Origin of the sequence: uncultured Campylobacter sp. (assembly GCF_937997595.1) — a bacterium.
Taxonomy (GTDB): Bacteria; Campylobacterota; Campylobacteria; order Campylobacterales; family Campylobacteraceae; genus Campylobacter_B.
In genome coordinates, this window is record NZ_CALKTS010000029.1 from 1 (window position 1) to 10728 (window position 10728).

Below are 10728 nucleotides of genomic sequence, written 5' to 3' on the forward strand. Positions count from 1 at the left end.
CCGCGCCGTAATGGATTTGTGAGGCGGGCGCGCTTGCTATAAGCTAGCTCGGGTGCGGCAGCGAGCTAGCAGTTACAGTACGTAGTAGGCGGCTAAAAAGCGTTGCGGACGCAGCAGGCAAGGTGCGGGCGCAGGCGATTTTGAAATTTATTAAGCCGCTAACGGCGCGGATTAAAGTGCCGTTATTGCGGTTAGTAGCCCAAAGATGATCCCCGGGAAATTTGCTGCGGCGAGCGGATAGTCCTTTTTAGGCTTTAAAAGACCGTAGCTAAGCTATATCGTGCAGTTTATCGCGGCTGCGAGCGGCCGGAGAGACGGGACTTTGTTGCCGTCTAAATTTGCCATTATGTTCGGCACAATAGGATATATACATTATGACCGACAGGCATGTGCCCGCCAAGCTAAAATTTGTAAATTTCTTTCACTCATTTATTTTCCTCATTTTTAAAATACATTTCAAATTTATGAATAAAACGAAATGAGATTTTAATATATTAAAAATAAGAAACGAATTAAAAATGGCTAGAAATAAAATTTGGCTTTAGATTTATAACAGCGCCCTCTTGCCTGCTCGCGTCTGCGTAAATTTTAAAGCGGCATTTGAGGCGCGCATTTAAAAAAAGCGGCGAAATTTGCGCCAGATAACGGTTGAAATTTAAATTTCAAAGAGATAAAATTTAAGCGACGGCTACAGCTAAATTTAAGCAAAATTTTACAGGAAAATTACGGTAAAATTTTAAAAATATGAGAAGTAAATTTTATAATTTCTCGGACGTTAAAGATAGGAGTGTTTGCCCTAAATGCGGAGGCGAACTGCAAGATTATGCCGAGATAGAAAAATCGGATCAAATAGAAAAGAATAAAAAGCTTGAGAAATATTTTAAATTTGAAAAAGAGTGGCTAAAGATGGTGCAAAATCGGCGCGATGAGGAATAAAATGCTAAATTATAAAAATATCGGTTCTATTTACGAGCTTGGCTCTTTGTCCAAAAACGGCTCGGATATATATTTGCTTATCGGATCGCACTTTATGGATAAGATAGATATCTTTAGTAATATCACAACGGATTTTCTTATAGGCGTCAAGTGGATATTCTTCTACGCAGAGAAAGCGTCGCGATTAGAAGATATCTTTGATGGTTTTATAGAGCGGCACGATTTATTGGATATCGTTACATTGTCATACGGAATCGATGAAAAAACGGAGCTTGTAAATCTATTTTTATCCAAGATTACTCCAACAACTATGGGCGTATCAATATTAGATGAGAAAAATGCAACCGAAAACGAGCTATTACGTGAAATTCTAAAAGGCGTAAATGATAAAAATAGCGATAAAATTTAAAATGAGGTGAAATATGCAGCAAAATGAAGGGTTGTATTATTTAATATCTGGATTCATATACGATTGGTGCGATATAGAGCTGTTTTGCGATGAATTTTATAAGATGTATGATTTGGAATCGCAATATTGCGCAACCAATAAAGCGGAAGAGCAGGCATTAAAAGAATTGGATATGATGGCGAGTAGATTTTCTGAGTTTGATGAAGATTTTAAAAAGGCTCCTAACGTATTTTTTAAAGAAGGCGAGATAAGGCAAAAGGCAGAAGAAATTTTTCGATTATTTTCTAATATCAAAATTTCAAAAGAGGAATTTTTTAGATTTTTGAAAGAGCAGAGAGGGTTAAATTTTCCGATTGGCGTTGATTTGGACGAAGGCTATGTAATGTGCCCGAATTGTTCCAACGCAATGAAAGTAGATAAGCGTCAAAGCGTGATTACATGCGATAATAAATATTGTATCGCTAAGCTTATCAATCCTTTGGCAAAATTAACGCTTGCAAAGATCGAGAGTGCGAAATACAATAGCCAAGAAGCCGATTAAAAGGCTCAAGCGGACAAATCTTTGCTAAACCATAGAAAGGAGCACAATGCTAAGCGGAAAGGAAATTTACGAGAATTTTTTGTTAAGATTTTCGGACAACGAACGCGATATTATGAAAAATTTGGCGAGAAATATATATGAACTAAACAAAAGAGAGTTTATCATTGAGTTTGATGAAAATAATATATACAAAGTCAGATTTTATGACGATTTTGAAGGATGCTGCGATCCAGGTCTCGAAGAAGGAGAAGAGGGATGGGATGAGTTATTTTTTGGATTTGAATTTGTAGTTTTAGAGGTTTTATCGACGCGAGCTACAAAATTTAAAAAAGGCGACTACATCGAAATCAACTACAAAAACTATCCCAAAATATTTGATATGGATAGAAATTTGATTTAGATATGATGATTTAATAGAATTATGGAGAAAATAGATGCTTATTTTAGTAGGGCAGGAATTCCGCGTAAAAAGTATAGCTCAAGATGTCATAAAAGAATGGGATAAATACGATTTAGGCTCGAACGATAGGGCATTCAAATTAAATTAGGTAGTAAAAAACAAAAAATAGGATTTTAATATGATAGAAAATGAATTTGAATTTTTAATTGCCTCCGTGCCGGATAGAGAAAAAGTAGTAGCCGAGATTTGGCATATGGACAGAGAGGCTTTAATAGAGATCAACCATGAAACGAATAAGCTTTTGGTCGCTGCTACCGAGACTCGGCATAATATCAATTTTTACGAGCTTATATGGGCGGTATATGCTGGGGGATTATGGCTAAAAGATGGAAATCAAACACCGAATTTTACGGAGCAATTTGAGAAATTTTCAAAAAGAAACGGAAGATGTTCGAAAAATATCTTTAAATTTACAAGATATGAGAATAAAGTGAGTATAGAACATAAAGGCAATCTAATAGCGCATGTCATAAAAGATGGCGACGCCCTATCGGTAGGTTTGTTAAATTTTGGATTTGAATTAAAAGACTGCGTAGAGCTCGAAAATTTCGTATGGGCTTTGCAAAATTCTAGGAAACTGCTAGATAGCGCGGTCGGCTGAGTATCACAATTAAAAACATTACAAAGGATAATAAAATGACCGATTATTTCGTAAGAAAAGAAAGCGCTATAAAATTAAATAAGCTTTTGGGATTAGATTCGACTGGAAATGAGCAGGATTGGGAGCTAGAATTAGCAGATATCGGCAAAATTACGTCAATGCTAAATCTACTAGAAAACAAGACATTAAATTTCTACGATAAGATTGCTCTGTCGCATTTAATTGTCGCTTCGTTTGAGAAAGAGGATGAAGAGCTAGGCGCGGTAGACAAAGATAGGATCAAAATATTTGCCGACTTTCTGGACGATAACTTACAAATTAAAAATATCATAAGAGAATACTGGATAGTTGCGTATGGGAATTTGAGTAAAAATTTAGCCTATTTGATATTTGGGGATTAATAAAGGTATTAAATTTGTGAAATTCTAAATATAAAATTAAGTATAAAGAAAAAATGGCTAAAATTTTGTTGAGATCGTCGATATAGGTAGAAATAAAGGATAAAATAGTGCAGCCCAAAATTAGAAATTTGTGTTTATCGTTAGAAAATAGAATTTTAAATCTACATCCTTTTAATCCCGAGCAAGTATGTTGCTGTATAGCGACATGGTTCATGGAAAATAAAATTTTGTTTCTTATGAAAGAATACGACGGTTGCGGTTTGGACGGGCTACTAAAATTAAATTTTAAAGATTATCCTACCGAGCTATCGATTTACGGCGACGGAAAAGCGAAGGGTCTCTTTGGCGTAAAGATCATCAAATCGGACAAATACCGCTTGATAAATAAAATTAGAGCATTGAAAGATCAAAAGAGCTTAAGACTAGTCTACGAGGAATTAAACTCGATTGTATTTGACAGCTTGGTAGTTAGCGTGGATTTGGACTTGGCGTGCGAATGCCCGCAATGGTCGCCTAGCGATTATAGAGTTATGTTGAATGAAGCGACGGACGAAATCGTTTTCGCCTGTATAAACTGTGAGAAGAAATTTTATCCGCATACTCTTACCGAGTGCCGAATAGATTGCGATCTTGCTATTCCTAAACGAGAATATTTTATCAATTAACTATTTCAATCATTTCTTTTTATAGCCAACTTTGGTAGCCAAGAAAGAAGCGGACGGCAAGAGCTCAAATTATTAACTCGCTCCAAATTTAACCCACTCCGGCGCATTAAATTTTATGATAAATTTACGCCTAGGCGCCTGGGCATCCCTAAGCCCGAGCGCCGTTAAATTTCAAATTTAAAACTGTCCGAAAAGATCGTTCAGTGCCTCGCTGATGCTCGGGTGCGTAAAAATTTGGTTTTTGAAAAAATCCGCCTTCGCGCCCAGCGCCATTGCGATCGCCAGCTCATTAACGATCTCGTGCGCGTTTACGCAGTGAAGCGCCGCGCCTAAAATTTCGCCGCTAGCCGCGTCCACGACCGCTTTCATCATTCCCTCGTCGTGCGCTACGACCTTGGCGCCCGGCACCGCCGCCATCGAAAGCTTCAACACCTTGATTTCGCGTCCGCTCGCCCTTGCTTTGCGCTCGCTAAGGCCGATGCGAGCTAGCGGCGTGCGGGTAAACAGCACGCTTGCATGCGGTGCGCGATTTTTCGTAGTGCGCGCGCCGTCTCCGAAAAGCGCGTTAAAAATGATCCTAAAATCGTCTAGGCTCGTGTAAGTAAACATCTCGCCGCCGCGCACGTCGCCTGCCGCGTAGATGCCAGCAGTCGAGCTTTGCAGATGCTCATTCGTGATGATATTGCCGTGCGCGTCCGTCTGCACCCCTGCAACGGCTAAATTTAGCTCGCCAGTATTTGCGCGACGACCGAGGGCGTATAAAAACGCATCCGCCGCGATCGTTTCGCTCTCGCCCGCGAGGTTAAATTTTAACTCCCCGTCATTTAAGCTTAAAAACTCGCAGCCCTCGATAATCTCCACGCCTTGGGCTTGCAGAGCGGACTTGACGCTGGCGGCCACGTCCTCATCCTCGTTTTTCATAAATTTCGAGCGCATCAGCACGCTTACTTTCGAGCCGAATCCCGCAAACATCGAAGCAAACTCAAGCCCGATAAATCCGCCGCCGATGACCACGAGATGTTTCGGGAGCGTCTTTAAATTTAAAATTTCCTCGCTGCTATAAGCGATCTGCGAGCTTACCTCAAAGCTCGGCTCGACCTCCCTCGAGCCCGTATTTACGACGATCGTTCCTGCTGAAATTTCACGCGTTTGTCCGTCAGGACTTAGCACGCGCACGGAATTCGCGCTCGCAAACGAACCCTCGCCGTCGATTACATCGATATTTGGGCTTCCCTTTAGCATGGCTAAATTTTTCGCCCTCAGCGCCTCTACGAGCTCGTCCTTTTTCTGCATGCTCAGCACGAAATACTCTCCGAGCACGCTGAAATTTACGAAGCCTGCTTCCTTGCTCGCCGTAACTAGCCGCTTGGTCGGGATGCAGCCTACGTTGATGCAGGTGCCGCCGTACATCTGCGGTGAGCGCTCGATGAGAGCGACCTTTTTACCGAGCGCAGCGGATTTTGCGGCAAGGGTTTTGCCCGCCTTGCCAAAGCCTATTACGATGATATCATAATCCATTTTTAATCCTTTTGATCTGAAATTTCGCGGGATTATAAGAGGTTTTATTAAATTTAAAATCTGAGTGGCGCAAATTTAAAGGCGCAGGTAGGCGGCGTGAAATTTAACGGCAAAATTCTAACTGCGGCACGGAATTTAATACGGAAAATAAAATTTTGGCCCTAATCGTTTTAAAAATTCTGCGCCGATAGAATTAAAATTTTAAGCGCGGGATATGTGGCATTTTATAACGCTTGGTAACAGATAGAATCAAATTCTAAGCCCCAAACCGCTCATAAAATTTAAAGGCGCGAAGCGCGCGGAATTTGCGCTGTAAAATTCCGCCACTAGCGCTTTTTTACGCCGAGCAAAAACATATCGATGCGGTCCTTGATTAGCTCGCTCGCTTTGAAATTTAGCTTTTCGTCGAAAAATAGCAGCCTGCTAAAATGCGGCTCTCTAAGTAAAAAGCAAAAATATAGCGCTAGGCTTTTTGCCGTACGTCCGGGCGCAAACTCGTCCGCATGCGCCGCCAAATACTCATCCAGCGCATTCGGCGAACCTAGCACGCCGCTTTTTAAAAAGATTTTTGGGCTCTCGCTAAGCGCGCCGTTAAAGCCGCTGAAAAGTATCAGCCGGTAGAATTTTATCGCCTCCGGAGCGAAAAGAAACTCCAGATAAATCCCTGCAAACTCCTGCAGATACTCACGCAATTTTAGGTCTTTGTTGATTCGCATGCGCTCGTTCATTCGCTCATCAAGCTTTTTACTTTGCAGTTCGATGATGCGCAAAAATAGGCTTTCTTTGTTATCAAAATACTTATAAACCGACGATAGCGAGCCACCGCTAAGCTCGATAATATCGCTTAAGCTCGTAGCTTCGTAGCCTTTGGCTAAAAACAGCTCCAGCGCCGCGTCTAAAATGAGCTTGCAGCGAATTTCGGATTTTTTATATTTAGGCGATTCGGGCATTTCGCCTCCTTTGAAATACTAAAATTTTTTGTAAGTGTATAAAAAATATACTTAATTAAGCAACATTATTAGGCTAAAATTCTAAAAGTTTAGCAAAAAATAATTTTGCGCGGCTTTTGTGAGCGAAGCGAAATTTTATATCTAGCGGGCGTAAGCGAGCGGAATTTTATCGCGCGCCGGCTGCGGTAAGGCGGAATCTATCTTTGTAAACGAAGCGTTTAATGCCTATTTTAGGCAAATTTAGCAATAATTACCTAAAACGCTAAAAGGCATCTTTGTATGAAAAAAGTCTCGATCGGCGAAGCAGCCGAAATTTTAGGAATTTCAAAAGAAGCCGTCTACAACCGCATCCGCAGAAATTCCTTGCGCGCCGAGGAAAGCGGCGGCGTACGCTACGTGCTTTTAGATGATGAAATACAACAAAGCGAGCCCGTTTTGCAAAGCTCTGCGAAAAGCCCGCGCACTAGTGGCACAGCTGGCACTCAAAGCTTCATCGACTATCTCATCAAAGAAATCTCCGAGCTAAAAGGTGAAATCGAAGCACTGCAAAGCGATAAGGACAGACTTCACAAAGAAAAAGAGGAAATTTTAATCGCCTCAAAAGATGAAATCAAGCTGATGTATAAAGAGCGCGATGAGAAGCTCAGGTATTTTTTGTCGTTTTTCGACAAACCGCTGCTTTCGAGCAAAAGCCGCGAAGCCAAACCCTACGATGTCGAAATCAAAGAAAAAACCTTCGATCGTAGCGAATGGACGAGCCTTGCAAAATTCGTAAAATCGCTCAAACGCAAAAAGCGCCTTAAAGCGCAAAGCCTAATCATCGAAAACATCGGCAAGAGCGAGTTTATCCGCGTCGAGGGAAACGAGCTTTTAATAAATCAAAGCCTAGATATAAAATCACTGAAAGGATCTAAATGAAACTACGCAAAATCGCGGCATACGCGCTAGCAGGAGGCTTCGGTCTCGTTATGGCGGGCTCGCTAGCGGGCTGCGACGACAAGGAGCAGGAGCAAAACGTCCGCTTGCAAGAGGGCGCGCTCGTGCGACTCGAAGAGGTCGCGCCGGGAAAATATAAAATTTTAGAGGAATTTCCAAGCGAAAAGACCCAGATCATCCTAAAATCGCTCGACGGTTCGGAGAGAATTTTAAGCGATGAGGAGACCAAAGCCCTTCTAGCCGAAGAAAACGCCAAAATCGACGCCGGCACTTCAAATTTGACGAACCAAAACGCGCAGCTTAGCAGCGGCGGCATGAGCCTGGGCGAAGCGATCTTGGCAAGCGCCGCGGGCGCCATCATCGGCTCTTGGATCGGCGGCAAGCTGTTTAACAACCCCGCCTATCAAAGCCAGCGCCAAACCGCCTACAAAAGCCCGAGCGCCTACTCCAGAAGCGTCGATAGCTTCAATCAAGCAAAGCAGCAAAACGCCAAGGCGCGAAGCGGCAGAAGCGGATTTTTCGGCGGAAGTAAGAGCGGCAAGAGCGGTGGTTTTTTCGGCGGCTAAGCGCGCTTTGAAACATACGGCGGCTCTGCGCGGCGAGTTTAAATTTTAACGCGCGACGCTTGAAAGCGAGCAAAATTCCATCGCAGCAGAATTTTAGCTAAAACGAAAGCGCGCTCCGTATGGCACGTTTTCGGTGAAATTCGATACGGCAAATTACATATCGCTCGGGGGACAATGTCCTACAGCTACGTTATCGCTAGAAAAAATTTTACGGCGTACGTAGCGGTTCGCAATCCTTACGCGGCGAGGTTGTCAAGATAAAATTCCGCGTCACTATGCGTATAGCAAGTTTGTAATTATTGCCGCGGCGATGTCATGATAAGGCGGAATTCGCGCCTGTTGCCGAGCGCATCGGATCGCGTTTTTTACTGAAGCGTTACCGCGCGGCGAAATTTTGATATGAAAGGCAGCGTCGTGCTATAAAATTTTATATTGCGACGCGACGTTAAGGCGAGCGAGGCCGTGCTACGACGGGAGTTTTAATCACCGCATCCGCAATCGGAATTTCGTATCGCAGCGCTTCTTGCGACAAATTTTATATCGCCAAGCGGTGCTAAAGTGAGTAAATTTACCCGAGCGAAATCCTGATCGCAGCATCGCGCGATTAAGTTGTACCGTAGTTTTTGAGGAAGCCGAGGAGGGGCTACTTGCAAGTGTGTATTTCTTGTAAAAAAGGCGCCGCTCTGCAGCGGAGCAATGCACCGCTCGCCCGCCGAGCTCTGATTAACCGGTGCGCTTAGAGGTGCGAGATCGTAGCTCGCGTTTTATTCTGCTTCGCTGCGCTCGCAAGATACGCTGGCAGCGACTAGCGCTATATTTGTTTTGCACTGCGGGCGGAATTTTAAAATTTACATAAAAAGGAAAATCTATGCAACTAAAAAAGATAACGCCGTTAAGTAACGAATATCTCGAAAAGCTCGGCTTTTACTGGCACACGGACGCAGACGAGACCCCTTACGTCAGCGATGAGATCGTGCGCGTGAGCGCCGCGGAGGCGGATGCGTATTATGAAGCGGCGAACGAGCTATACGAGATGTTTGTCGCAGCCGCGCAGCATGTCATCGACAATAACCTCTTCCACGAGCTTGGCATCCCCTTCAATCTCGTCGATCTAATCAAGCAAAGCTGGGAAAACGAGGTGCACTGGCACCTATACGGGCGCTTTGATTTCGCAGGCGGGCTGGACGGCAAGCCGATCAAGCTGATAGAATTTAACGCCGACACGCCCACGGCGGTGTTTGAGACGGCGATCATCCAGTGGGCGATGCTCAAAGAAAACGGCATGGACGAGGCGAGCCAGTTCAACGACCTCTACGACGCGCTGCGCGATAATTTCAAGCGGCTCGTGGTGCTTGACGGCGAGCTCGAGGATTTTTCTAAATTTTACGAGGGGTGGAAAATTTTATTTAGCAGCGTCGCGGGCAACGTCGAGGACGAAAAGACGACGAAGCTTTTGCAGCAGACCGCGGAGGATGCGGGCTTTAAGACGCGCTTTGCCTACGTGGACGAGGTGGAATTTAACGACGAAGAGGGCGTGTTTTTTGACGGCGAAAACTACGAGTATTGGTTCAAGCTCATCCCTTGGGAGGCGATCGCGATCGAGGAGGGCGAGCTCGCACTCATCTTAAAAAACATCGTGCAAAACCAAAAGGCGATCATCCTAAACCCCGCATACACGCTGCTTTTCCAAAGCAAGGGGATTATGAAAATCCTGTGGGATCTGTATCCGAACCACCCGCTGCTGCTGCAAAGCTCCTTTTCGCCGATCATCGGCAAAAAGATGATCAAAAAGCCGTTTTTGGCGCGCGAGGGGGCGAACGTGGCGATTTTCGACGCGGACGGAAAAAAGATAGAGGAAAACGGCGGCGAATACGGAAATCAGAAATTTTTATATCAGGAATTTTACGAGCTAAACAAAGACGAGCGTGCCCAGAGCTATCAAGCGGGGGTGTTTTTCGCCTATGAAGGCTGCGCACTGGGCTTCCGCAAGGGCGGCGAGATACTCAATAATCTCTCAAAATTTGTGGGGCACTACATCGAGGACGCGAAGTAGCGGCGCAGCAAATTTTAAAAATTTGAGAAATTTTAAGGCGGAGTAGTTTAGCGGCAAGGCTCTGCCGACGGTAAATTTTATCGCTGGGCGGCGGCGAAATTTAACGCTGGAGGCTACGGTAAAATTTAACGTAGCGGCGCGACTGGAATTCTGCGCGGATAAAATTTCGTGCAGGTTAAATTGACGCGAGCTAAAATTCCGCGTAGATCAAATTCACGTGAACTAAAATTCCGTGCGGAGCAAGATTTGCGCTAGCTAAATTTTAAAATTTAAACGCGAGCGGCAAAAACTGATCTTTCGCTTCGGCGCAAATTAGAATTTCAAATTTAGACGCAGGTTTCAGCGGAAGTAAAATTTACCGCTTGCTTCGGCGCGAGTTAGAATTTTAAAATTTAACGCCGCGCGCTGCGAGCATTAAATTTTGCGAGAGTAAATTTTGCAATAGTAAAATCTCGCGAGCAAATTTACGCAATAGCTAAATTTGCAGAGTTAAATTTTGCCGTTTAGACGCCGCGCTCAGACCGCGCGACGAAATTTAACAACTAAATTTAGCCGCGCGGGCAGCTTAAATTTTAAAACGCAAAGGGGGAAATATGAAGATCGTATGTTTGGATGCCGCGACGCTGGGAGGCGATGTCGATCTTAGCGAGATCGCGAGCTTGGGCGAGTTTGAAAGCTACGAGATGACCGAG

At 44.0% G+C, this 10728-nt stretch carries 12 protein-coding genes and 1 pseudogene; 11 read left to right on the forward strand and 2 right to left on the reverse strand.

Annotated elements, in window-relative coordinates; all coding sequences use genetic code 11:
- Positions 1-744: 744 nt before the first annotated feature.
- The 7 genes from Q0614_RS00905 (at position 745) to Q0614_RS00935 (ending at position 4013) form a co-directional block, all read left to right on the forward strand.
- On the forward strand, positions 745-936 hold the full coding sequence (locus Q0614_RS00905; RefSeq protein ID WP_298785870.1) for a hypothetical protein: 192 nt from the start codon (positions 745-747) through the stop codon (positions 934-936).
- Position 937: 1 nt separating this feature from the next.
- Positions 938-1345, forward strand: coding sequence for a hypothetical protein (locus tag Q0614_RS00910; protein WP_298785872.1), 408 nt, complete (start codon positions 938-940; stop codon positions 1343-1345).
- A 13-nt stretch (positions 1346-1358) separates the two neighbouring features.
- Complete coding sequence (locus Q0614_RS00915) at positions 1359-1886, forward strand: hypothetical protein (RefSeq protein WP_298785873.1); 528 nt, start codon at positions 1359-1361, stop codon at positions 1884-1886.
- 46 nt (positions 1887-1932) lie between these two features.
- Positions 1933-2286, forward strand: coding sequence for a hypothetical protein (locus Q0614_RS00920; RefSeq protein ID WP_298785875.1), 354 nt, complete (start codon positions 1933-1935; stop codon positions 2284-2286).
- A 178-nt stretch (positions 2287-2464) separates the two neighbouring features.
- Positions 2465-2947: a hypothetical protein gene (locus Q0614_RS00925; RefSeq protein ID WP_298785877.1), complete on the forward strand. Its 483-nt coding sequence runs from the start codon at positions 2465-2467 to the stop codon at positions 2945-2947.
- A 35-nt stretch (positions 2948-2982) separates the two neighbouring features.
- On the forward strand, positions 2983-3348 hold the full coding sequence (locus Q0614_RS00930; protein ID WP_298785879.1) for a hypothetical protein: 366 nt from the start codon (positions 2983-2985) through the stop codon (positions 3346-3348).
- Between the two features lie 107 nt (positions 3349-3455).
- The gene (locus tag Q0614_RS00935; RefSeq protein WP_298785881.1) at positions 3456-4013 is read left to right on the forward strand and encodes a hypothetical protein; all 558 of its coding nucleotides are present in this window, start codon (positions 3456-3458) and stop codon (positions 4011-4013) included.
- Positions 4014-4190: 177 nt separating this feature from the next.
- Here the strand turns inward: Q0614_RS00935 and Q0614_RS00940 are convergent, their stop codons facing one another.
- Together Q0614_RS00940 and Q0614_RS00945 are read right to left on the reverse strand one after the other, a co-directional pair.
- Entirely contained in the window at positions 4191-5531 is a 1341-nt protein-coding gene (locus Q0614_RS00940) for an FAD-dependent oxidoreductase (RefSeq protein WP_298785882.1), read from the reverse strand.
- A 326-nt stretch (positions 5532-5857) separates the two neighbouring features.
- Complete coding sequence (locus Q0614_RS00945; protein WP_297897019.1) at positions 5858-6481, reverse strand: TetR/AcrR family transcriptional regulator; 624 nt, start codon at positions 6479-6481, stop codon at positions 5858-5860.
- Between the two features lie 279 nt (positions 6482-6760).
- Here Q0614_RS00945 and Q0614_RS00950 point away from each other — a divergent pair, with 279 nt between their 5' ends.
- The 4 genes and pseudogenes from Q0614_RS00950 to Q0614_RS00965 form a co-directional block, all read left to right on the forward strand.
- Positions 6761-7399, forward strand: a complete 639-nt coding sequence (locus tag Q0614_RS00950) for a helix-turn-helix domain-containing protein (RefSeq protein WP_298785883.1) — start codon at positions 6761-6763, stop codon at positions 7397-7399.
- The gene (locus Q0614_RS00955) at positions 7396-7983 is read left to right on the forward strand and encodes a UPF0323 family lipoprotein (protein ID WP_298785884.1); all 588 of its coding nucleotides are present in this window, start codon (positions 7396-7398) and stop codon (positions 7981-7983) included. Before Q0614_RS00950 ends, Q0614_RS00955 begins: the two co-directional genes overlap by 4 nt.
- Positions 7984-8851: 868 nt before the next feature.
- The gene (locus Q0614_RS00960; protein ID WP_297880986.1) at positions 8852-10036 is read left to right on the forward strand and encodes a glutathionylspermidine synthase family protein; all 1185 of its coding nucleotides are present in this window, start codon (positions 8852-8854) and stop codon (positions 10034-10036) included.
- Between the two features lie 593 nt (positions 10037-10629).
- A pseudogene (locus Q0614_RS00965) lies at positions 10630-10728 on the forward strand (hydroxyacid dehydrogenase); the annotation flags it as partial.

What these genes read in the sequence shown, in the direction of transcription:
- Q0614_RS00930 (WP_298785879.1), top strand. Translation starts at nt 2,983, where the DNA reads ATGACCGATTATTTCGTAAGAAAAGAAAGCGCTATAAAATTAAATAAG.
- Q0614_RS00905 (WP_298785870.1), top strand. Translation starts at nt 745, where the DNA reads ATGAGAAGTAAATTTTATAATTTCTCGGACGTTAAAGATAGGAGTGTT.
- Q0614_RS00945 (WP_297897019.1), bottom strand. Translation starts at nt 6,481, where the DNA reads ATGCCCGAATCGCCTAAATATAAAAAATCCGAAATTCGCTGCAAGCTC.
- Q0614_RS00915 (WP_298785873.1), top strand. Translation starts at nt 1,359, where the DNA reads ATGCAGCAAAATGAAGGGTTGTATTATTTAATATCTGGATTCATATAC.
- Q0614_RS00920 (WP_298785875.1), top strand. Translation starts at nt 1,933, where the DNA reads ATGCTAAGCGGAAAGGAAATTTACGAGAATTTTTTGTTAAGATTTTCG.
- Q0614_RS00940 (WP_298785882.1), bottom strand. Translation starts at nt 5,531, where the DNA reads ATGGATTATGATATCATCGTAATAGGCTTTGGCAAGGCGGGCAAAACC.
- Q0614_RS00950 (WP_298785883.1), top strand. Translation starts at nt 6,761, where the DNA reads ATGAAAAAAGTCTCGATCGGCGAAGCAGCCGAAATTTTAGGAATTTCA.
- Q0614_RS00910 (WP_298785872.1), top strand. Translation starts at nt 938, where the DNA reads ATGCTAAATTATAAAAATATCGGTTCTATTTACGAGCTTGGCTCTTTG.
- Q0614_RS00960 (WP_297880986.1), top strand. Translation starts at nt 8,852, where the DNA reads ATGCAACTAAAAAAGATAACGCCGTTAAGTAACGAATATCTCGAAAAG.
- Q0614_RS00925 (WP_298785877.1), top strand. Translation starts at nt 2,465, where the DNA reads ATGATAGAAAATGAATTTGAATTTTTAATTGCCTCCGTGCCGGATAGA.
- Q0614_RS00955 (WP_298785884.1), top strand. Translation starts at nt 7,396, where the DNA reads ATGAAACTACGCAAAATCGCGGCATACGCGCTAGCAGGAGGCTTCGGT.